At 58.8% G+C, this 19,284-nt stretch carries 24 protein-coding genes and 2 tRNA genes; 17 read left to right on the top strand and 9 right to left on the bottom strand.

What is annotated here, in order from left to right; genetic code table 11:
- Window positions 1-116 precede the first annotated feature (116 nt).
- The 7 genes from tsaB (at window position 117) to ACVWY8_RS13400 (ending at window position 4,614) form a co-directional block, all read left to right on the top strand.
- Window positions 117-824 (top strand): tRNA (adenosine(37)-N6)-threonylcarbamoyltransferase complex dimerization subunit type 1 TsaB, encoded by a 708-nt coding sequence (tsaB, locus tag ACVWY8_RS13430; RefSeq protein WP_457395583.1) that lies wholly within the window; start codon window positions 117-119, stop codon window positions 822-824.
- 36 nt (window positions 825-860) lie between these two features.
- Window positions 861-1,418 carry an elongation factor P gene (efp, locus tag ACVWY8_RS13425; protein ID WP_414335241.1) on the top strand — a complete coding sequence of 186 codons (558 nt, stop codon included), beginning with the start codon at window positions 861-863 and terminating at the stop codon, window positions 1,416-1,418.
- A gap of 69 nt (window positions 1,419-1,487) precedes the next feature.
- Window positions 1,488-1,961, top strand: a complete 474-nt coding sequence (gene accB / locus ACVWY8_RS13420) for an acetyl-CoA carboxylase biotin carboxyl carrier protein (RefSeq protein ID WP_011432092.1) — start codon at window positions 1,488-1,490, stop codon at window positions 1,959-1,961.
- A 394-nt stretch (window positions 1,962-2,355) separates the two neighbouring features.
- Window positions 2,356-3,285: a metallophosphoesterase family protein gene (locus tag ACVWY8_RS13415; protein WP_011432093.1), complete on the top strand. Its 930-nt coding sequence runs from the start codon at window positions 2,356-2,358 to the stop codon at window positions 3,283-3,285.
- Window positions 3,286-3,361: 76 nt separating this feature from the next.
- A complete protein-coding gene (locus ACVWY8_RS13410) occupies window positions 3,362-4,108 on the top strand; it encodes a phosphoadenylyl-sulfate reductase (protein WP_414375312.1) in 747 nt (248 codons plus the stop codon).
- Window positions 4,109-4,111: 3 nt separating this feature from the next.
- The gene (locus tag ACVWY8_RS13405; RefSeq protein ID WP_457395580.1) at window positions 4,112-4,426 is read left to right on the top strand and encodes an antibiotic biosynthesis monooxygenase family protein; all 315 of its coding nucleotides are present in this window, start codon (window positions 4,112-4,114) and stop codon (window positions 4,424-4,426) included.
- A gap of 116 nt (window positions 4,427-4,542) precedes the next feature.
- A tRNA-Val gene (locus ACVWY8_RS13400) sits at window positions 4,543-4,614 on the top strand.
- Window positions 4,615-4,724: 110 nt separating this feature from the next.
- On the opposite strand, the gene ACVWY8_RS13395 is transcribed toward ACVWY8_RS13400, so the two are convergent.
- Window positions 4,725-5,666, bottom strand: a complete 942-nt coding sequence (locus ACVWY8_RS13395; RefSeq protein ID WP_457395578.1) for a phosphoribulokinase — start codon at window positions 5,664-5,666, stop codon at window positions 4,725-4,727.
- Between the two features lie 285 nt (window positions 5,667-5,951).
- Here ACVWY8_RS13395 and ACVWY8_RS13390 point away from each other — a divergent pair, with 285 nt between their 5' ends.
- Together ACVWY8_RS13390 and ACVWY8_RS13385 are read left to right on the top strand one after the other, a co-directional pair.
- Window positions 5,952-6,719, top strand: a complete 768-nt coding sequence (locus tag ACVWY8_RS13390; RefSeq protein WP_011432097.1) for a PspA/IM30 family protein — start codon at window positions 5,952-5,954, stop codon at window positions 6,717-6,719.
- A gap of 252 nt (window positions 6,720-6,971) precedes the next feature.
- Window positions 6,972-7,436 carry a pentapeptide repeat-containing protein gene (locus tag ACVWY8_RS13385; protein WP_011432098.1) on the top strand — a complete coding sequence of 155 codons (465 nt, stop codon included), beginning with the start codon at window positions 6,972-6,974 and terminating at the stop codon, window positions 7,434-7,436.
- 12 nt (window positions 7,437-7,448) lie between these two features.
- On the opposite strand, the gene cysQ is transcribed toward ACVWY8_RS13385, so the two are convergent.
- The 5 genes from cysQ to rpsP all read right to left on the bottom strand — a co-directional run bounded on the left by cysQ (window position 7,449) and on the right by rpsP (window position 11,016).
- Window positions 7,449-8,276 (bottom strand): 3'(2'),5'-bisphosphate nucleotidase CysQ, encoded by an 828-nt coding sequence (cysQ, locus tag ACVWY8_RS13380; protein ID WP_414416973.1) that lies wholly within the window; start codon window positions 8,274-8,276, stop codon window positions 7,449-7,451.
- A 15-nt stretch (window positions 8,277-8,291) separates the two neighbouring features.
- A complete protein-coding gene (gene hisF, locus ACVWY8_RS13375) occupies window positions 8,292-9,053 on the bottom strand; it encodes an imidazole glycerol phosphate synthase subunit HisF (RefSeq protein WP_457395575.1) in 762 nt (253 codons plus the stop codon).
- Between the two features lie 61 nt (window positions 9,054-9,114).
- Entirely contained in the window at window positions 9,115-10,218 is a 1,104-nt protein-coding gene (locus ACVWY8_RS13370; protein WP_457395572.1) for a Get3/ArsA fold putative tail anchor-mediating ATPase NosAFP, read from the bottom strand.
- Window positions 10,215-10,475, bottom strand: a complete 261-nt coding sequence (locus ACVWY8_RS13365; protein WP_414375315.1) for a KH domain-containing protein — start codon at window positions 10,473-10,475, stop codon at window positions 10,215-10,217. Before ACVWY8_RS13365 ends, ACVWY8_RS13370 begins: the two co-directional genes overlap by 4 nt.
- 64 nt (window positions 10,476-10,539) lie before the next feature.
- Window positions 10,540-11,016: a 30S ribosomal protein S16 gene (rpsP, locus tag ACVWY8_RS13360; RefSeq protein WP_414409394.1), complete on the bottom strand. Its 477-nt coding sequence runs from the start codon at window positions 11,014-11,016 to the stop codon at window positions 10,540-10,542.
- A 262-nt stretch (window positions 11,017-11,278) separates the two neighbouring features.
- Between rpsP and ACVWY8_RS13355 the strand changes: the two genes are divergently transcribed.
- Window positions 11,279-11,725, top strand: a complete 447-nt coding sequence (locus tag ACVWY8_RS13355) for a TerB family tellurite resistance protein (protein WP_457395570.1) — start codon at window positions 11,279-11,281, stop codon at window positions 11,723-11,725.
- A 233-nt stretch (window positions 11,726-11,958) separates the two neighbouring features.
- Here ACVWY8_RS13355 and ACVWY8_RS13350 read toward each other — a convergent pair whose 3' ends face one another.
- Window positions 11,959-12,354 carry a metal-sensing transcriptional repressor gene (locus ACVWY8_RS13350; protein WP_414341707.1) on the bottom strand — a complete coding sequence of 132 codons (396 nt, stop codon included), beginning with the start codon at window positions 12,352-12,354 and terminating at the stop codon, window positions 11,959-11,961.
- A gap of 114 nt (window positions 12,355-12,468) precedes the next feature.
- Between ACVWY8_RS13350 and sds the strand changes: the two genes are divergently transcribed.
- Window positions 12,469-13,440 (top strand): solanesyl diphosphate synthase, encoded by a 972-nt coding sequence (sds, locus tag ACVWY8_RS13345; protein ID WP_041436149.1) that lies wholly within the window; start codon window positions 12,469-12,471, stop codon window positions 13,438-13,440.
- A gap of 28 nt (window positions 13,441-13,468) precedes the next feature.
- Here the strand turns inward: sds and lepB are convergent, their stop codons facing one another.
- A complete protein-coding gene (lepB, locus tag ACVWY8_RS13340) occupies window positions 13,469-14,155 on the bottom strand; it encodes a signal peptidase I (protein ID WP_041436160.1) in 687 nt (228 codons plus the stop codon).
- A 161-nt stretch (window positions 14,156-14,316) separates the two neighbouring features.
- Here lepB and ACVWY8_RS13335 point away from each other — a divergent pair, with 161 nt between their 5' ends.
- Complete coding sequence (locus ACVWY8_RS13335; protein WP_414375322.1) at window positions 14,317-14,694, top strand: hypothetical protein; 378 nt, start codon at window positions 14,317-14,319, stop codon at window positions 14,692-14,694.
- Window positions 14,695-14,725: 31 nt separating this feature from the next.
- On the opposite strand, the gene ACVWY8_RS13330 is transcribed toward ACVWY8_RS13335, so the two are convergent.
- Window positions 14,726-15,772 carry an ATPase, T2SS/T4P/T4SS family gene (locus tag ACVWY8_RS13330; RefSeq protein WP_414341703.1) on the bottom strand — a complete coding sequence of 349 codons (1,047 nt, stop codon included), beginning with the start codon at window positions 15,770-15,772 and terminating at the stop codon, window positions 14,726-14,728.
- Window positions 15,773-15,944: 172 nt separating this feature from the next.
- Here ACVWY8_RS13330 and ACVWY8_RS13325 point away from each other — a divergent pair, with 172 nt between their 5' ends.
- The 5 genes from ACVWY8_RS13325 (at window position 15,945) to ACVWY8_RS13305 (ending at window position 19,267) form a co-directional block, all read left to right on the top strand.
- On the top strand, window positions 15,945-16,664 hold the full coding sequence (locus ACVWY8_RS13325; RefSeq protein WP_414383724.1) for a pyridoxine 5'-phosphate synthase: 720 nt from the start codon (window positions 15,945-15,947) through the stop codon (window positions 16,662-16,664).
- A gap of 14 nt (window positions 16,665-16,678) precedes the next feature.
- Window positions 16,679-17,311, top strand: a complete 633-nt coding sequence (locus ACVWY8_RS13320) for a DUF3318 domain-containing protein (protein WP_011432111.1) — start codon at window positions 16,679-16,681, stop codon at window positions 17,309-17,311.
- A gap of 12 nt (window positions 17,312-17,323) precedes the next feature.
- Window positions 17,324-18,157, top strand: coding sequence for a biotin--[acetyl-CoA-carboxylase] ligase (locus ACVWY8_RS13315; protein ID WP_457395568.1), 834 nt, complete (start codon window positions 17,324-17,326; stop codon window positions 18,155-18,157).
- Between the two features lie 56 nt (window positions 18,158-18,213).
- Window positions 18,214-19,104, top strand: a complete 891-nt coding sequence (locus ACVWY8_RS13310) for a M23 family metallopeptidase (protein ID WP_457397185.1) — start codon at window positions 18,214-18,216, stop codon at window positions 19,102-19,104.
- Between the two features lie 82 nt (window positions 19,105-19,186).
- A tRNA-Leu gene (locus ACVWY8_RS13305) sits at window positions 19,187-19,267 on the top strand.
- Window positions 19,268-19,284: the final 17 nt, after the last annotated feature.

Genomic DNA, 19,284 nt, shown 5'->3' with positions numbered 1-19,284 from the left:
TTGGATAACAGTAGTCATGAGGACAAACTTCCCTAAGGAAGCGCGAAGATTGACAACCTAAACTTAAAACATCCGTTAAGTTTCGTCAACCACCTTTTTTGATCCTGAGAGAGGCCATGTCGCTTGTCCGCTGGATTTTAGGGATCCACACCACCACGCCCGTTTTGGGCCTGGCCCTGCTGCCGTTGGAGCCAGGGTTGGGAGAAACCCGCAGTCAGAGCTGGTGGCTGGATCGGGAGATGGCAGCGCAGTTGCACCCCTGCTTGAAAGTCTTCTTGGCCGGTCAGGCTTGGTCGCAGATAGCTGGGATCGCTGTAGCTTTGGGGCCGGGCAGCTTTACGGGCAGCCGTTTGGGGGTGAGCGTGGCCCGTCTGCTGGGCCAGCAACTGGGCATTCCCGTGTTTGGCTACTCGGCTTTGGCCGTCCTCGCCCGCCAGGTGTGGCAGGAGCAGGGATCCCCGCCCCAGCCCTTGACGGTGGCGGTGCAGATGGACGCAAAACGAGGAGAGCGGTATGGCGGCGTGTATCGGGTGACAGAAGAGGGTGTCGCTGCAGAAGTGGCCGATCGGCTCTGGGAGGAAGAGGCTTGGCAGGCAACTCTCCGACAGTGGCCGCAAGCTCTATCCGTGAATGCCGCCGATTTTGTGGATCCTGCACCTGTGGTGGCGTTGGCAGAATTGGCCCGCGCCGATTTTCGGGCCGGATTGCGCCCTCAGTGGCAGGAGGTGCTGCCCCTCTACGGTCGCCAGCCCCCGATTGACCTCAGAGGGCTGAATCGGACTCCGCCTCCCCAGCGCGAACGGAGTGCCCCATCGTCACGGTAAGATTGGGAAGTCTAAGCAACGGATCCCTCTGCTGACATGATCTCAAGCAACGATTTGCGCCCTGGCGTCTCTGTAGAAATTGACGGAGCTCCCTACAAGGTGATCGAGTTCCTGCATGTGAAACCCGGCAAGGGGGCAGCCTTTGTGCGCACTAAGCTCAAAAACATGCAGACTGGCAACGTTGTGGAGAAAACCTTCCGCGCCGGTGAAACCCTGCCCGCAGCCACCATCGAAAAAGTCGAGATGCAGTATCTCTACGCGGAAGGGGACAACTTGGTGTTTATGGACATGGAGACCTATGAGCAGGCTCCAATTACCGCCGCCCAAATTGGCTCCGCCGTGAAATATCTGAAAGAAAACATGCAAGTGTCAATCTTGCGCTGGAATGGGCAGGTGATCGATGTGGAGCTGCCCAACACCGTTGTTCTGGAAGTGGTGGAAACAGATCCAGGGGTGAAAGGAGATACCGCCACTGGGGGAACCAAGCCGGCCAAGCTGGAGACCGGTGCTGAGATCCAGGTGCCTTTGTTCATCAAGGTTGGAGAACGGATTCGGGTCGATACCCGCACCGACACCTATCTGGGCCGGGAGTGAGTTCTCCCTCTCCTTTTCGGTTATGGATTTCTGTTGTGGACAGGTGATGCATCAGGAGTGAACCTTCCCTTGGATGTTGTCAATTGGCAGGAAATTCGTCTTCTCCTGGCCGCTCTGCAAGAGAGCGATGTTACCGAGCTAACTCTGGAGTTCAAAGATTTTCGCCTCACCTTGCGCAAAGGGATCCCGACTGAGCTCTCCTCCACCCCCGCCAGTCCGGTTATTGTCTCCTCTGCGCCTCCTCCTGCTCCTGCAGAAGCGCCCCCTCCTCCCACTGCTCCCAAATCCACCCCCAGCCATTGGATAGACGTGACGTCACCAATGGTGGGCACTTTCTACAGCGCCCCAGCTCCAGGTGAACCTGACTTTGTGCGGGTCGGCCAACGGGTGAACAAGGGCCAAACCCTGTGCATCATCGAGGCCATGAAGCTGATGAACGAGATCGAGGCCGAAGCGGCAGGCGTGGTGACCGAGATTTTGGTGAGCAATGGGCAATCGGTGGAGTTTGGGCAGGTGTTGATGCGGTTGGATCCCACGGCTTGATGGGCAAGGGGGTAAACCGGATTTTGGCGACCCAATCTCCCTTGCCTGTGTATACACCAGAGTTGAATCGGATTGAGGGGATGTGGTCGGTGTTGAAGCACTGTATCCGTCAGTTTTCCAGAGCCGGGAAGTATGGGATGGAGCAAAGGATACAGACCGCTTTACTACTCATCAATCCATTCAATCTCTCCTGCTGGGAGAGAAGTTGGGGGTGACAGCCTGGGAAACCCTCTCAGACCAATTTGACCAGTCTGCGCGCCCCTTTCATAGCCCTACCTGTCCTCAGTTCCCAATAGGTGCTCGCCAGATCCGGCTGAGGTTAAGAGAATCCCATAGCCCCCCAGCCCATCATTGACTATGATGCGGGCGTGAGGTGTGAATAAGTACCTAAACAATGGCAACCCAACGCATTTGCTTTGCTCAAGTCTCAGATGTCCACCTGATGCCCGAGACGGGGTGCCGCTGTTGGTGGATGTCCGATTCCCCCCGCCGCCAGTTGGAAGCCGCCGTTGCCCATCTCAACCAGGTGCCCGATCTGCACTTCGTGGTGTTTACCGGGGATTTGGTGGATCAAGCGGATCCGGAGAGCTTTCAATCTTTCCAGGAGATTGTTGCCCAACTGCGGGTGCCCTATTACCTCAGCCTGGGCAACCACGATATCGACACCCTGAGGAGAAAGGGACGCTTTAACCGAGATCAGTTTATCCGTTGGTGCCAAAGCCAATTTCCCCTGTCCCTGGCTCCCACTGGTTACGTCGATTACAGCCTTTCCCCTCTGCCCGGGATCCGCTTGATTGCCCTCGACGCCAGCCTGGGACGCTTCCCTTTGCCTCAGGGCGTGCTCCGCCCCTCCCAACTGCACTGGCTGGGCGAACATCTGCAAACGGTGCCGGAAGAATGGCTGATCCTGCTGATCCATCAGCCGCCCTTCATTGCTCCCACTCAAATGGACGCGGTTTTGTTTCGCAAGTACCGGCTCCTCAGCGAACCAGCCTCGGCGCTACACGCTCTCTTGGCCCGTCACGGACGGGTGGTGGCGGTGCTGAGTGGCCACCTGCATGTGCCGAAGGTGTATGTCCGCGATGGGATCCCCTACCTGACAGCACCTCCTCTAGTGGGGCCGGTTTCGGCTCTGCGGGTGTTTGAGCTGGAGGTGAACCCACGACGAGGGGTGTTGCGCTACCACTGGGTTAAGTTGCCGGCATTGGATCCCAGCCCCCTCTGGCACGGCTTGGTGATGGGGATCCGACGGGATCGCTGGGGACAAATCCCTCTCCGGGCCAAGGGATCCCGCTCTCTCCCTCTGCCCGCTGCCGCCTGGTAATCAAAACCCCTAAAGCTTGACCGAATTAGTGTAGATTAAAAAAAGCAAAAATCGTCGAGTTCGGTGTCTTCCCCCTATGACAGCAAGCCTTTCTCCTTCTAGCCGCTGGGAGCTGGCGGCTCAAGCGCTGCGGGAGCAGTATCAACCTCAAGTGGCGTCCCTGAGCGAACGGTTTGAGCCTTTGTCGGCAAGCGACCTGCTCACCTGGGCGGTTGAAGAATTTGGAGATGGGCTGGTGCTGGCCTGTAGCTTTGGCCCGGAAGACCTAGTGCTGATCGATCTGCTCACGGCGATTAACCCCCGTGTTCGCGCTTTTTTTCTGGACACCGATTTTCACTTCCCGGAAACCCTACAACTGCGGGAGCAGGTGTTGGCGCGCTACCCCCACTTGCAACTGCAGATCTTCAAGCCCTTGCTTACCCCGGAAGAGCAGGCAGCTCAATACGGGCCAGAACTGTATCGCTCTGACCCCGACCTCTGCTGCAACATCCGCAAGGTGGAGCCCTTGAATCGTGCTCTGGCCGGTTGCACCACTTGGATTACAGGGATGCGTCGGGAACAATCCCCCACCCGCGCCGATATCGGCAAGGTGCAGTGGGACGGCAAGCGCAACCGCCTCAAACTCAACCCGCTGGCTGACTGGACAAATGGCCAAGTTTGGAAATACATCCTTGACCACGGGATCCCTTACAACCCCCTGCACGATCGCCACTACCCCAGTATCGGCTGCCTCCACTGCACTGCGCCTGTTGAGCCAGGGGCGGATCCCCGCTCTGGACGCTGGAAGGGCACAAGCAAAACCGAATGCGGCCTGCATACCTAACCCATGACTGCTTCCTCCATCCTTGAGGTGGCTCAGTTTGAAATTACCCCCGGCTCTGAAGCCGCCTTTGAAGCCGCCATCGCTCAAGCTTTCATCTATTTGCAGCAGACCGACGGCTACCAAGGGCACCAACTGCAGCGCTGTCTGGAGCACCCTCAGCAATACCTACTGCTCGTTCAGTGGGGATCCCTAGAGGCCCATCTGGTCAACTTTCGCCAATCGGAAAACTTTGTCCGCTGGCGTGCCCTCATCAGGCCCTACTTTGCTCGCCCACCCCAGGTGTTGCACTACCAGTTGCTGACCGGATCCCCTTTTTGATTTGAAATAGGGCACCTGTCCACTCTCCACCCAGGCTAATCCCAATGGGACGGGTTCAAAATGTGATATTATCGATTTCTGACCTTCAGGTAGATGCGCGGCAGCATCGCTCATAGGGGCTGTTAACTCAGTGGTAGAGTACCACCTTGACACGGTGGGAGCCGCTGGTTCAATTCCAGCACAGCCCATGTCTTTGACAGAAGCTCACAAGACTCTGCTCTGGGAGCGGGTTACCGTGCTGGGCCGAGCCTTACCCTGCAGGTCTTGCGAAACTGGGGATCCCTCGCCGCCACGGACTCTATTGGTAGATGTTGGCCGCTTTTAACATGTGGTAGGTGATCAGCAATTGAGTCAAAGCCAGGGGATAGCTCTGGAGCAGCTCGCCGGTGGTGCCGATCAATTGGCCGATATTGGGGTTTCCCTCTAAGCTACAGAACTTGCCCAGGTAAGGGATTTCGTTGCAGAGCATCCGCTCCAGCTCAATCACTTGGCTGGCCGTAGCATGGGCATCAATCTGCAAAACATCGACGGGCTTGCCCATATCCCGATCCAAATCCAAACGAATGGCAGAGCTGAGGTGACTGTCGCAGGCATTGAGGATTTGCCAAAAATCTGGTTGAGGAATGGTGGGGCGCAGCACCAGGCGCGCATTTAGCAATACCTCGTCTTGGTTGGATCCCTCTTGGGGCGGGTAAAAGGTGACCACTACATCGGCCCATTGGCGCTGTGGACGAATAAAAGCCTCTGAGTCGGGTTCGCGCTTTTTGAGCTCTTCTCGCACTTGCTCTTCGGTATATCCGCGCTTGCGGGTGTCCCGCTTAATCTTCCAAAGGGCTCGTAAATGTTCTGGGGGAGCCAAATAAACCTTGACATCGTAGCTATCCCGCATACCACGGGTAAAGTAGCCCAGCAGCCCTTCGACAATCACGTATTTGTTGGGCTTGACATACTCTGGCGGGTCAAAGGTGCCGGTGCTGTGGTTGTAGACGGGCTTTAGGATCGGCTGGCCGGTGCGCAGGAGCGTCAGGTGCTGCTGAACGATATCCAGGTAGTTGCAGTCGGGATGAAGGGCTGTAATCCCCAGTTCAGCGCGTTGTTTGCGGTCGTAGCGGTGGTAGTCGTCGGTGCAAATGACAGTAACGTTTTCTTCCCCCAAGACTTGGGCAATGCCACGGGTGAGGGTGGTTTTTCCAGCAGCACTATCGCCAACAATACCCAGAATAATCGGGCGCTGAGCCACGGATCCCTCTCCTGAATCGTGAACCTGGGGCGGAGAACTCCCAACAACACCGGCCAAACTCAACTTCGTTTCGACCTGCGGATGGCCCCGATCAGAGAACAGGGATTGTCGGTCAGCAAACGAAGTTAAGCAAGCATTATCGGCTCTGGAGGGTATTGGGGCAAGAGAACGTTACAGCTTTTTTCAGCGGAGCCCTATGGATCCCTATACTGGAGTAGAAGCACTGGAAGCCATCAAAGCAGCAAGGGTAGCATTAGGTCAGACCGCTAGAGGGGGAAGCAACCGATGGGATTGTTCGATCGGGTCAGCCGAATCATTAGATCCAATATCAATGCGCTGGTCAGCAGCGCCGAGGATCCGGAGAAAATCCTGAACCAGACCATTCAGGACATGTCTGAGGATCACTACCAGATGCGGCAAGCGGTTGCCCAGGCCATTGCTGCCCAGAAGCGGATAGAGCGGCAGTATGAGCAAGCACAGCAGAGTGTTGATGAGTGGCAAAGACGCGCCGAGTTGGCCCTGCGCAACAACAACGAAGCTTTGGCTCGGGAAGCGCTGGTGCGCAAGAAAACCTTTGCCGAGACTGCCCAAAGCCTGAAGCGGCAGTTGGATGAGCAGACTAAGCAGGTGGAGATCCTGAAGTCCAACATGACCAAGCTGGAGAGCAAGATCGCTGAGGCCAAGACCAAAAAGGACATGCTCATCGCTCGCGCCCGCGCCGCCAAGGCTTCTCAACAAATCAACCAGGTCATCGGGCGGGTGGACGCCACAAGCGCCTTTGCCGCTTTTGAGCGCATGGAGGAGAAGGTGAACTCCCTGGAGGCCCAGTCGGCGGCAGTGGCAGAGCTGGCGGTGGACAATTTGGAAAACCAGTTTGCCGCTTTGGAGGCGGGTGGCTCGGATGTAGATCACGAGCTGCTGATGCTCAAGGCGTCGATCCAGGGTCAGTTGCCCTCTGGAGGGTCAAAGTCCTCAGGCCAACCTTCCACCGCAAGTGAGAGCGAGGTCGATCTGGAGTTGGAAAATTTGCGCAAGGAGATTGACCAGCTCTAACAGGCGGAATGTCGCTCTCCTCCGACTCTCAAGGCTTGCCGGGCTGAGTTTGGGCCGGGGGGTGGTAAGCTAACCAACAAGAACTCCTCTGACAGCCCTTCTGCCGGCCAGGGGGGCAAGGTTTGTCGGTAAAGCGTTCCACCTCGAGTGGCAGGGATCCCCAGAGGGTAATCAACCTGCGAAAGGGTCACAGCCTGCTTCCGGCAGGGCTGAGGTTAGTCTGCCTACGGTTTTGTGAGAGAACAAACAGCGATGACAACAGCAAGTATCAAGCCTCTCTTGGATGCCAAGCAACTGTTGCAGGCTTATGCGTCTGGCCAACGGGATTTTTCGGGCTCCAACCTGAGTGGAGCGCAGTTGAGTGGCGCGAATTTGAAGGGCATTATCCTACGGGATGCCGACTTGAGTGGGGCAGATTTGCGCGAGGCGGATTTGTCGGGAGCAGATCTCTCGGGAGCCGACCTGCGCGGAGCCAAGCTGCGACGGGTGAACCTGATTGGGGCTAAGTTGGTGAAGGCAGATTTGCGGGGGGCCAACCTCTACCGGGCCAAATTGCTCAGGGCCGACCTCAGCGAAGCCGAGCTGAACCGAGCCGATCTGCGGATTGGGGCCGATCTGCGCGGAGCCATCATCACCAACACCCATTTCCGCGGTGCCCTTTACGACGAGTACACCAAGTTCCCGGATGGCTTTAACCCCACAGAGATGGGCATGTAGCCGGGGCTTCGCTCAGGGGATCAGGTTCTGCCACAGTTGGGCCATGCCTTCGGCAGCCGCTACAAAGGGCGGGTTGTGCAGGTCGGGCTTGTTGTAGCGCAAGGGATCCCCTGCCAGATCGGTAACCCTTCCCCCCGCCTGCTCCACAATGCACTGGGCAGCGGCAGTATCCCACTCCATGGTGGGGCCGAAGCGAGGGTAGAGATGGGCAGATCCTTCGGCCACAAGGCAAAGCTTTAGGGCACTGCCCACAGACTTCACTTCCAGAGAGCCACAGCGCTGCCGCAGCCGCTCGAGGAACTGCTCCGTCTCCGGGTTGCTGTGGGAACGGCTGGCCACCACTTGTAGGGGTTCTTGGGCGTAAGGGCAGGTGCGGATGGGCTGTTCGTGAACGCAGGACGGAGTCCTTTCCCTCTTGCAGGCCCCCAGCTTTTGCGCAGCCGCGTAGGTGAGGCCCAGAGCTGGGGCATGGACGACCCCCAGGATGGGGATCCCTTCCTCGATGAGAGCAATATTCACCGTAAACTGGCCGTTGCGCCCGATAAACTCTCGGGTGCCATCCAAGGGATCCACCAGCCAAAACCGCTCCCACTGTTGCCGCTCTGGGTAAGGGATCCCGCCCGATTCTTCCGAGAGCACCGGGATCCCTGGGGTCAACTCTTGCAGGCCCTGCAGGATCAGGTGGTGGGCAGCCAGATCCGCCTCAGTTAGGGGGGAGGCATCTGCTTTGAGTTGGATCGGCAGCGATTTTTGCCGATAGAAGGGCAAGATGGCCTGCCCTGCTGCTTCTGCCAGGCGGCACACCTCAGGCAGGAGAGCGGCCAGATCTTGAGCCTGCACGGATCCCTCCCCAAGCTAGAAACGCACCGGAATGGCATGGGCGGCCAAGTCGGCTTTGATCTGCGCAATCGTCAGCCGGCCATAGTGGAGCAGCGAGGCCAATAGAGCCGCTTCCGCCCCTCCCTCCTGCAGAGCTTGGCGGATATGAGCACACTCCCCTGCTCCTCCTGAGGCAATCACCGGCACCGACACCGCCTCGGCCACCCGCCGGGTTAGCTCGAGGTCATAGCCTGCTTGAGTGCCATCGGCGTCCATGCTGGTGAGCAAGATCTCCCCTGCCCCCCGTTCGGCCACGGTTTTGGCCCACTCCACCGCGTCCAGGCCCGTCGGCTGCCGCCCCCCGCGCACGTATACCTCCCATCCCCCTCCCTGCGGCTTGGCGCGAGCATCAATGGCCACCACAATGCACTGGGATCCAAACCAGCGGCTGGCTTGAGTCACCAAATCCGGATCCCTGACCGCCGCCGAATTGAGGCTGACCTTGTCCGCCCCGGCCCGCAGCAGTTGTCGGATCCCCTCCAGATCGCGGATCCCCCCTCCCACCGTGAGGGGAATGAACACCTGCTCTGCAGTGCGCCGCACCACCTCCAGCAAGATCTCCCGCTCTTCGTGGGTGGCGGTGATGTCCAAAAAGACCAGCTCATCGGCTCCTGCCTGATCGTAAGCCTGGGCCAGCTCTACCGGATCCCCGGCATCCCGCAAGTGCACAAACTGGATCCCTTTCACCACCCGCCCTGCCGCCACATCCAGACAGGGAATGATCCGTTTGGCCAACATCGCTCTCTCCCAAGGACTCCATACCGCTAACGCGAACAGAGGGGAACAACTGGGGATCGTTTTAGCCGAAGCTGATGACCAGGAAGGGTTCTTGAAACTTGGCCCCAGTCACCTGCCGACCTGCCAAGCTGGGGGGCAGGAACAAATTGCGCCGCTGATCCCCGGCGGTAATGGTCAGCTCCGGGCCTGACTGGCTCAGCTCGATTTGGGCCTTGCTGAAGCCGGGAATAAACAGCTTGACTGTACGGGCTCCCTCGTCGATGGCCACGGGCGGCGGCACATCCGGCACAGCGAACATCCCCCCCACCGCTGCTTCCAAAGCCGACCAATCGGATCCCTGACGCAGGGGGAGTGTCCGTACTGTCAGCGGGAAAAAATCGGCAGCCGAGACCTCCCCCGGAGCCAGAGGGGTGACCCAGAGGCCACCCACCGTCAGCCCCACCATCTGAGCACTCCCCCAAAGGTAACGGGCGGTTTGCACGGCCATCGGGTCTGGGGTGGTCACCAGGTGGGCCAGCACACGGCGCGGATCGGCAATGGCCTGTCGTCCCTGCTCCAAGAGGTTAGTCATGCCCCCCAACCGCTCCGGCAGATCCTCCAGAGAGGAAAACTCCACAGTGCTCACCGAACGCAGCAACGGCTCGGCAAAGGGTCGCAGGGTTTTGGCCAAGTCGGATCCCAAAAAAGCCTTGGAAGCCCGCCGCCAGTACCAACTGGCCACCTCCGGGATCCCAAAGGCCCGCAAGGTGGTCAGATCCCCCGGCCCGTCGTAGAGAATGCAGTCGTATTGGCCGCTGGCATCGTAACGGCGCAGAGCTTCCAGGGCCAGGGCCTGATCCATACCCGGCAACACCCCCAATTCCTGGCCGTAGATCTCCCGGAAAAAGGGAGTGCGCACGTATCGGGCTTCCAGCTCTTTGGCCGCCGTCCAGTTTTGCTCCAAAAGTTGGGTTGTCCGCAACTGCACCACGCTCAAGTTGGCAGCAATGGTCACCGGCTCGCCGGAAAGCGGGATCCCGCCCAAGAGCATTTCCAACCCCGGCCCCGCCTGATGGCCCACCAACAGCACCCGCCGCCCCTGTTGGGCTGCCGCGCGAGCCGCCGCCACGGCCAAGGTGCTCCGACCTGTGCCCCCCTTGCCCAGAAAGGTGAGAATTTGGCTCATTCCCGCTCTCCCGCTTCTCCGTAGATGTCGATGTACAGAGATTGGCCCGCCAACTGAGCTGCAGCCATCATCACCTGTCGAATCGCTTGCAGGGTGCGCCCGCCCCGCCCGAACACCCGCCCGCGATCCTTCGGGTCAAAGGCCAGTCGCAGCCAAACCTTTCGCCCGCCACAGGTGGTTTCCACATCCGTTTGAAGAGAGGCGCTGCTGAGCAACGGTTCGATCAAAAGATGGGCGAGAGCCTTGTAGTCTGGCATAGAGAGCTAGACGACAGGAGGGAACAACTGGCCAAGCCAAGCTTAGCCGAAAGCGCAGCCGACCCTAGGTCTCAACCGCTTCCTCAACCTGAGGCTTTTCAACTTCAGCTTCCGGAGGGCTTAATTCTGCTGCTGTCTCGGTGGCAGCTTCGCTCAATTCCGATTCGGGAACATCGGCGACTTCAGCTTCGGCCACGGACTCTGTTGCAGCAGTCTCTTCTGCCGCCTCAGGGATCCCAGCTTCAGGCTTGGCCATGGCCGGGATGCGAATCGAGGCAACCACTCCGCCTTCCCCTGCTTTCAACATCTCGTAGATGCCGGCCTTTTTGAGGAGACTGTCCACGGTCTCTGTGGGCTGAGCGCCACAACGCAACCACTTCAGCAAGCCTGCCGTTTGCAAAACCGTCTCCTTGGTGCGCGGGTTGTAGTAGCCCAACTCCTCTAGCGGACGGGCTTCACGACGGCTTTTGCTTTCGATGGCAATGATGCGATAGCTGGGTTGCCGCTTTTTTCCGTAGCGCTTGAGCCGCAATTTGACCATGGGGTATCCACTCCTTGGGGGACGCTCCGCAAGCTGTAAAGATCCAAAAAATCCAAAAAAGAGTTCGCCTAGACCCGCCAAGCCTGCTGAAGCTCCAGAGCCTCGCTCCGAGCCTTTGGCGTTTGGCCGGTAGACACAGGCTCTTTATTTTAAGCGATTTTCTGCTTGACTGGAACTTGACTGGAAAATGTCCGACCCCGGTTTGGAAGGCAACCTTCATGGCAGAGTTGAAGAGAAAACCCTACACTCAGCAGCAACTCCCATGATCAACTACGCCGATTTGACAGACGAGCAGCGCCAGCTCTACCTCAAGGCCCTGATCGCGGTGGCCCGAGTAGATGGCCAGTTGGACGAAGAAGAAACCTCTTTCTTCATGCAAATCGCAGAAGGGGTAGGCATCGAAGCGCCACTGGCCCAAACCTATCTGGCCGATGAAGCAGGTGCACCTTTGGATATCAGCGGGATCCCGCCCATGCGCAATGCGGCAGGGGCCTTGATCCTGCGGGATCTGGCGGCGATGGCGGTGGTGAACAGCCAGTTGGTGGAAAAGGAAGAGGAGCTTATTTTCCAGATCGGCAAAGCCATGCAGTTCAGCGCTGAGGAGATCAACGAGTTTATCGACTGGGCCTTCATGGGACTGCAGTGGCAACTGAAAAGCGCATCCCTGCTGGAGCGCTATGCCCAGCCCTCCCCCCAACCTTCTGAATGACATTGGGGTAGCGGGTAGCATAACGACAACCCGCCTTGGCCACTGCATCAACACTCCGGCTTGGTGTTTCCTTGAACCAAGCTAGGGGGGGTTTCTAGATTGAGTCAGATCATATGGTCGTTTCAGGTTAGGGTGATACACCTGGGCTACTGAGAAAGCCTTCTAGACTGGTGCATCCAATGTTTTAGGTGTGAGTGCAGTGTCCTAGTTTAAATCAAAATGACCATCAAAACCTAGCCGATAAAACGATCCAGAGCCCGCTGCAACTCCTCCAGCTCCACTTCGATATTGCCGGTCTCGATGGCATGGCGGATGCAGTGGCGAATGTGATCGTCCAAAATCAGCCGCGCCACCCGATCCAGCGCTCCCTTGACGGCGGCAATTTGCAGCAGCACATCTGGACAGGGCTGATCCTGCTCGATCATGGAGCGGATCCCACGCACATGCCCTTCGATGCGAGCCAAGCGGTTGGTCAACTTGCGCCGAGACTGGGGATCATGATGGTGAGGCTGGGCCCGCCCAGACAGCGGCGGCTTTTCCAGCGCCAGCTCCCACTCCTCCTCCCAATCGGGTTCTGAAGGGAGCGGCGGAACGGAATGAGATCGAAGTGGGGGGACGGGATCCGACATAAAAAGGGCAAAGGACTGCCTGCATGATACCGCTTGGTTTTCCCCGGGAACGATGGGGTACTCTACAATAGGAAAAGATGTGAAATTTTGTAAAACCTCTCATACTTTGGCTCCATGACCTCTGTGCTCTCCCCCTTTGGCCCTGTAGAAGCGGATCTGGAGCGTTTACGCCAGAACCTAACGCGGTTGGTCAGTGCCAAGCACCCCATCCTGGCCATGGCTGCCGAACATCTGTTTTCGGCGGGAGGGAAAGGGATCCGGCCAGCCATCGTGCTCCTCATTGCCCGTGCCACCACCCCAGATGGAGAGATCACTCCCCGTCATTGGCGCTTGGCAGAGATTACTGAGATGATCCACACGGCCAGCCTGGTTCACGACGATGTGATTGATGCTGCCGACGTGCGACGGGGCATCGATACGGTGAACACCCTCTTCGACAATCGGATAGCCGTGCTGGCGGGGGATTACCTCTTCGGCCAAGCTGCTTGGTACTTGGCCAATCTGGACAACCTGGAGGTAGTGAAGCTCCTTTCCAAAGTAATCATGGATTTGCCGGAGGGAGAGGTGCGCCAGAGCCTCACCCGCTTCGACCCGGATGTGTCGATGGAAGACTACCTGGCCAAGAGCTTCTACAAAACGGCCTCCCTCATGTCCGGCAGTTCCAAGGCTGCTGGGCTGCTGAGCGGGGTTAGCGAGGAAGTGGCGGATCGCCTGTTCGATTTTGGGCGGGATCTGGGCATTGCTTTTCAGATTGTCGACGATCTGCTGGATTTCACCGCTTCGGCAGAGACGCTTGGCAAGCCTGTGGGATCCGACCTCATCCAGGGCAACCTCACTGCACCTGTTCTGTTTGCCCTAGAGGAATTTCCCCAGATGCGAGAGCTCATTCTCAGGGAACTGTCCAACCCGCAAGACCTGAAGCAGGCCCTGGAGTGGGTGTATCAAAGCGAAGGGATCCCACGCTCTCGTCAGTTGGCCCGCGACTACGCCCAGCGGGCTGCCGAAGCGCTGTATAGCCTGCCGGACTCTGCGGCGCGTCGTGCTTTGTTTCAGATGGTGGACTATGTGCTGGAGCGGCTGCACTGAGCAGTCCCGACAGGGTCAAGCTGGCTTTCTACCGGGCTGTGTTGCCCAACACTTGGGCCTCTGGAAGAAGCTCAGGATATTCTGGCGGGGCGAAAAAGTGTAGGCGATTTGGGGGCCAAAAGCGAAAAATGGTGTTGCCGATGATGTTTTCTTCCGGCAAGAAACCCCACACATGGGAGTCTTGGCTGTCGTTGCGGTTATCCCCCATCACAAAATAGGAGCGGGGAGGAACCACGAATTCGGATCCCTGATTGGGAACTCCAGGACAGCGCTCGCCAGGGCAAGAATAGTCGGGGGGGGCATAGATGTAGTCTTCCCGCAGCGGGATCCCGTTGATGATGACCTCACCGTTGGCGATGCGAATGCGATCTCCCGGCAGGCCGATCACCCGCTTGATGTAGGCCCCGTCGAAGTTCAGTTTGGCGGGAGGGTTGAAAACAATAATATCGCCTCGTCTGGGCGAACCAAAGCGGTAGCTGACCTTTTCCACCACCAGCCGATCCCCTTCTTCCAGAGTGGGCAGCATCGAATCGGAGGGGATCCAACGCGCCTCTGCCACAAAGGTGCGAATGCCGAAGGCCAGCAACAGAGCCAGCACCACCGTCAGAAGGTTTTCCCGTTGCGCCTGCCACCAGCTGCGGGATCCCGAGCTGGCAGGGGTTTCCCCTGATGGCGACTGGGGCTTGGGCAGAGGAGTTGGATCTTTTGACGGCATGGAAGCTAACGAACAAGACTTCACGATCTCAAGATTACCGCACCCAATCCAGGGCAGCAGAATGGGATGCCCTCCCATTAAACCCCTGCCGGAGAGACGAATAGCCGGCAATAGCATAGGATGGGTATTCTGGTGTACCGTACTCGCGACTGTTAGCCCCTATGACGATTTCAACAGAAGAGCGCCTAGAGCGAGTCGAGCGCCTGGTCGAGGCCAATAGCCAAGCAATAGCTCGTCTCACCCAACAACAAGAGGAAGTTTTGAGGCGGATCGATCGGCTCTCAGGGGATAGCGAAAAACTCTCGGAGCGGGTTGAAAAGCTCTCGGGCGATGTCGAAAAGCTCTCGGGCGATGTCGAAAAGCTCTCGGGCGATGTCGAAAAGCTCTCGGGCGATGTCGAAAAGCTCACTTTTAAGTTCGACACCTCACAAACCATCGGGGAACGGCTGGAACGTCTAGCCACCAGCCTGATTGCCGGTGCCACCATCAGCATCATTGCCGGAGTGATTTTGGTGCTGCTGCGGGAGGGATCCCGTTGAAGGGATGTTGCTCGGGGCTGATTTTGGGGGGTCAACTGCCGGAATTGAGTTTTTCCCAGTCCTGCTGGTGGATGGCGATCATCTGGGCTTGGGCTTGAATAGCTGCCAACACCTCCGTCATCAGGGGCCAGTCGCTCCGCGGCGGACTGGGGTACTGCTTAAGCTTGTCAACTGTGTTGCTGAGAGCACTTTGCAATTGTTGCAGCAGTTGATAGGTCTGTTGGGCCAAAGCTAGGGTCTCAGAGACGCGGAGGTTATTCTGGCCTTGTTGATATTTCTGGAGAGCTTCCCCTCGCAGGATGCTCAAGATGGCCCCTTCTCTAGAGGCGGCAGTCTGGCCACTTTTGGAGCGCTGCGGTATGATGCGCAACTGCAACACCAGTGGCTCCCCCCGGTACATCCGCTCCACCTCTGCCTGCTGCGGCTCCCCGATCAACTCCGGATCCAGCGCCATCATCCGCTTCATGGCGGTGATCAACTTCGCTCGTATGGACTCGGAGAGATCTTTGAACAGATCCCGCAAAATCCCCTGCTGGCGGTAGCGCACTCGACAAGAAGGACCCTCTTGAGGCTCCACGAAAATTTGCTCGGCTTTCTCATCCAAAGCCCGCCGCAGCATCGAGTTGAGCAACTGCTGCACTGTCTCTTCTGATTCGTCGGCGGGGACGGACGGAGGCTGGGTTGGCCTCAACTGCGTGGGTGGCCCCGACACGGGAGCAGGAACCTCCCGAGTCACCCGGTTGGCTTGGGCCTGGAGGCGCAGCCGCTCCACCTCTGCCGGGTCGGGGGGATGGCTGAAGTAGTAGGCAATTAAATCCTGCTGCTGCTGAGCGGTGAGAGGGATTGGCTGGACGGAAATCTGGGAATAGGCCAGCATTTTGCTCACATAGTCCAACGCCGCCAAATCCTGGGGATCCACCATGCCCAAGATGAGGCTGTCGGTATCCAGGGCCAAGGGGACGACTTGGTAGTAAATGCAGATCTCCACCGGCAAGTACTGGGCAATTAGAGCCGGCACTCGCGCCCGGTCAACAAGGGAGTGTTGTCCCACCGCCAGAGAGGCATCTGGATCTGTCATGGCAAGCCCGGAGTGGATCCCGCACAGGCGAGACGTCGCTACTCGATCATAGAGTAAAGCCTACACCCTCGCGGCCTGAGGCCCATGGCATCCTGGCTCTCTGACTGGTGCAAGTTGAATAATGTAATACTAGGAGCATTCTAGGATCCTCTACACCCAAAGAAGTCAAGCCTTGTTAAGTCTTGGAGTTAACATCGACCACATTGCCACCCTTCGACAGGCACGCCGCACGGTGGAGCCGGATCCGGTAGCGGCAGCGGTGATTGCCGAGCTGGCGGGGGCAGATGGCATTACGGTGCACTTGCGCGAGGATCGCCGTCACATTCAAGATCGGGATGTGCGGCTGTTGCGGCAAACTGTGCGCACCCACCTCAACTTAGAGATGGCAGCCACCGAGGAGATGGTGGCGATTGCCCTGGAGATTAAGCCTGACTACGTCACTTTGGTTCCTGAGCGGCGGGAGGAAATCACCACCGAAGGTGGGTTGGATGTGGCGGGGCAGGTGTCGCGCCTCAGGGATGTGGTCGGCCAACTGCAGGGATCCGGCATTCCCGTCAGCTTGTTTATCGACCCAGATCCGACCCAAATTGCCGCTGCTGCCCAAGTGGGAGCCCGCTGGGTGGAGCTCCACACGGGGCGCTATGCAGAAGCCTCATCCGCAGCTCAGCGGCAGGTGGAACTTGACCACCTGGAAAAGGCCAGCCAACAGGCCCTTCAACTGGGCTTGCGGGTGAATGCGGGACATGGCCTCACCTACTGGAATGTCGGCCCGGTGGCGCGGATTCCGGGAATGGAGGAGCTGAACATCGGCCACAGCATTATCAGTCGAGCGGTGCTGGTGGGGCTGGATCGGGCGGTGCGAGAGATGCGTCAGGCGATGGGACTAAGCTGAGGAGCAGGCCCGGCATGAACTCGGAATACTACGGCTACGAAAACTACGTTCTGGATCAGGCGGAGATTGAGCGCCTGTTGGATCTGCTGCCAGCCAGTATGCGGGAGAGTGTGAAGATCTTGCCCGCCTCGGAACGGCAAACGGTGGTGATCAAAGGCCGTCGGCAAATGCCCTGGGAACGGCAGATGCGGCTGTTCATCAAGCCCTACGAGTGGCGGCAATTTACCCCCCTGCAGCGGGCGGGGCTGTTCCTGCACAAGGTGGGCTACTACAGTCGGGCGGTGTCGCGGCAGATTGACTTTTACCTGGCCATAGCAGCTCTGGGGGGGTTGAGCTTGATCTTCGAGGCCGTACAACAGGATCCCGTGGGGGCAACCGTTTCGGGGGGTTTGAGTGGCTTGGCCCTCTGGCAGTTGCGCCGCGACCAAACCAATGACCGCCGTCTGTTGGCTGCCGACGCCTATGCGGTGGATCGCCTGGTGTTGCGCGGGATCCCGCGGCTGCAGGCGGTGGAGGCCCTGGGGCAGGCGCTGCATGTGGAGGCCCGCCTGGAGGGGCGCTCGGGCAATGATCTGCTGGACATGTTGCGCTACCAAAACCTCAAGCGGCTGGCCCAGCGTCCGGCGGAAGATATTGTGTTGAGCTAATCCCGGGTAGAGATGCTTTCTCCCTCGCGGCTGGGATCCCGAACGGGCCGGTGGGGCCGCTATCTCCTGCAGGTGGCGGTGACCGATTCCACCAATCGGCTGCTCTTGGATTGGGGGCGTCGCTTCCCACAGCCGCTGCCGGTGGGCACAGTTTTGGTCAGCACCCGCCAACGGGCTGGGCAAGGTCAACATGGGCGGGTGTGGCACTCGCAGCCGGGGGGGCTGTACCTGTCCGTTTGGCTGGGATCCCCGCCTTTGCATTACTCGCTGCTGGAACTGACCCTGGCCTTGGGCTGGGGCATTGCGGGCCGTTTACGGCAAAACCTTGGGATCCCGCTGCGGCTGAAATGGCCCAACGATTTGGTGGTGGTGGACGAGCAGCGCCCGGATTCTCTGCTCAAGCTGGGGGGGATCCTGGTGCAAAGCCGCTTTGGGGGGAGCGGGCAACTGCTGGGGTTGGTGGCCGGTGTGGGGGTGAATGTCAACAACCCCGTTCCCATTGGGGCAATCACCTTAGCCCAAATTTTGGGATCCCCTCTGCACCGCTCACTCGACCGCACCGAGATTGCCGGCTGGGTTCTGCAGGGGATGGAGCAGGGATTCCACGTCTGGTTGCAAGGGGGATTTGCCCCCGTTCGCTCAGAGTACGAAGCCTGGATGGTTAGGCCACAAATTCAATTTCAATGGCCGGAAACAAGCCCCACGATCTTGGGCCTTGCCGAGGATGGGAGGATGCGAGTACAAACACGGGGGGAGCGACATTGGCAACAGCAGCCATCCATTCTGACGCTTACACCCGACCAAGTTCGCTTGAGCTATCACATGCCGGCGGGCGATAGCCTGTAATTTCTCTTGTGTTTTTTATGTGGCCTGTGTTGAACTCGGTGATGAAGCTTTTGGTTATGGCAGCGCGCCTTTTCTCCCCCCGAGCTCGGCGGCTGCGCTTTTGGCTGAAGCTGGGGCTGGCTCTGCTCTGGTTTTATCCCACTGCTCTGCTGGCCCAAACCCAACCAACCCCTTTGCCCCCGCCGCCTGTGGTGGAACCGGCCCTGGACACGCCTGGGGCGGCAGCCCTGCTGCTGGATGGAGCCATTCCTTTACGAGAGGGCAGCCCTGCGACCCTTGAGGCAGAAACCCGCACAGAGACGGTCATGGGCCGTGAGATTGTGATTGAGCCCCAGAAGAACCATGACCGGGTTCCCCATGCTCAGCCTGAAAGTGGGGTGCCGGTGGTGCTGATGGAACGCAGCTCCGGTCGCCGCATCATTCTCGCCCCCGGCCAAGAGATTCGCATCGAGGATCCCAGCCAGCCCCAAGCTCCTGAACCGCAAACGCCAAGGTTGCCTGAACTGGCGGCAGGTGACGAACGACTGCTCTACCCCCTACCTCACCCGGTGCCGATTACTTCTGGATTTGGCATGCGAATTCACCCCATCCGCGGAGAGCCGGAGTTTCATGCTGGAGTGGATTTGGGGGCCAGCATGGGCACGCCGATCTTGGCCTCTTTAAGCGGCAAGGTGGTCACTTCGGGATCCTTGGGGGGTCTAGGGATCACCGTTGTGCTGGAGCATGCCGGCGGTCGGCGCACTCGCTATGGCCACATGTCCGAAGTTGCTGTAACACCGGGGGAAGTGGTAGAGCGGGGATCCGTCATCGGCTATGTGGGGGCGACCGGAGCGGTAACTGGGCCGCACCTCCACTTTGAGCTGTGGAAGCGGGCGGTGGGGCAAGGTTGGGTGGTTCTGGACGCCACAGATGATCTGAAGGTTGCTGTTGCCCAGCTGCCGGGTTAGCCAGAGCCGGCTTGGGTTAGCATAGGTGGGCGGGCTCCAACTGGAATGCTGGCGCAGGTAACCAGTTGGTCATGCAGGTTTTGCGGACGTGGCGGAACGGCAGACGCGCTAGACTTAGGATCTAGTGCCGCAAGGCGTAAGGGTTCAAGTCCCTTCGTCCGCATGAGAATCCCCTACTTC

It is taken from the genome of Thermostichus sp. OS-CIW-32, from assembly GCF_054060415.1.
The sequence above is the reverse complement of the archived record's forward strand: the minus strand, read 5'-3'. Positions and strand labels throughout refer to the sequence as shown.

Bases quoted from the DNA above. Each gene is read 5' to 3' on its own strand.
- ACVWY8_RS13405 (WP_457395580.1), top strand. From the start codon at position 4,112: ATGACTGCTTCCTCCATCCTTGAGGTGGCTCAGTTTGAAATTACCCCC.
- ACVWY8_RS13370 (WP_457395572.1), bottom strand. From the start codon at position 10,218: ATGAGCCAAATTCTCACCTTTCTGGGCAAGGGGGGCACAGGTCGGAGC.
- ACVWY8_RS13415 (WP_011432093.1), top strand. From the start codon at position 2,356: ATGGCAACCCAACGCATTTGCTTTGCTCAAGTCTCAGATGTCCACCTG.
- tsaB (WP_457395583.1), top strand. From the start codon at position 117: ATGTCGCTTGTCCGCTGGATTTTAGGGATCCACACCACCACGCCCGTT.
- ACVWY8_RS13410 (WP_414375312.1), top strand. From the start codon at position 3,362: ATGACAGCAAGCCTTTCTCCTTCTAGCCGCTGGGAGCTGGCGGCTCAA.
- efp (WP_414335241.1), top strand. From the start codon at position 861: ATGATCTCAAGCAACGATTTGCGCCCTGGCGTCTCTGTAGAAATTGAC.
- ACVWY8_RS13320 (WP_011432111.1), top strand. From the start codon at position 16,679: ATGAACTCGGAATACTACGGCTACGAAAACTACGTTCTGGATCAGGCG.
- ACVWY8_RS13315 (WP_457395568.1), top strand. From the start codon at position 17,324: ATGCTTTCTCCCTCGCGGCTGGGATCCCGAACGGGCCGGTGGGGCCGC.
- ACVWY8_RS13335 (WP_414375322.1), top strand. From the start codon at position 14,317: ATGACGATTTCAACAGAAGAGCGCCTAGAGCGAGTCGAGCGCCTGGTC.
- lepB (WP_041436160.1), bottom strand. From the start codon at position 14,155: ATGCCGTCAAAAGATCCAACTCCTCTGCCCAAGCCCCAGTCGCCATCA.
- ACVWY8_RS13350 (WP_414341707.1), bottom strand. From the start codon at position 12,354: ATGTCGGATCCCGTCCCCCCACTTCGATCTCATTCCGTTCCGCCGCTC.
- ACVWY8_RS13390 (WP_011432097.1), top strand. From the start codon at position 5,952: ATGGGATTGTTCGATCGGGTCAGCCGAATCATTAGATCCAATATCAAT.
- ACVWY8_RS13330 (WP_414341703.1), bottom strand. From the start codon at position 15,772: ATGACAGATCCAGATGCCTCTCTGGCGGTGGGACAACACTCCCTTGTT.
- ACVWY8_RS13385 (WP_011432098.1), top strand. From the start codon at position 6,972: ATGACAACAGCAAGTATCAAGCCTCTCTTGGATGCCAAGCAACTGTTG.
- hisF (WP_457395575.1), bottom strand. From the start codon at position 9,053: ATGTTGGCCAAACGGATCATTCCCTGTCTGGATGTGGCGGCAGGGCGG.
- rpsP (WP_414409394.1), bottom strand. From the start codon at position 11,016: ATGGTCAAATTGCGGCTCAAGCGCTACGGAAAAAAGCGGCAACCCAGC.
- sds (WP_041436149.1), top strand. From the start codon at position 12,469: ATGACCTCTGTGCTCTCCCCCTTTGGCCCTGTAGAAGCGGATCTGGAG.
- ACVWY8_RS13365 (WP_414375315.1), bottom strand. From the start codon at position 10,475: ATGCCAGACTACAAGGCTCTCGCCCATCTTTTGATCGAACCGTTGCTC.
- ACVWY8_RS13310 (WP_457397185.1), top strand. From the start codon at position 18,214: ATGGCAGCGCGCCTTTTCTCCCCCCGAGCTCGGCGGCTGCGCTTTTGG.
- ACVWY8_RS13355 (WP_457395570.1), top strand. From the start codon at position 11,279: ATGATCAACTACGCCGATTTGACAGACGAGCAGCGCCAGCTCTACCTC.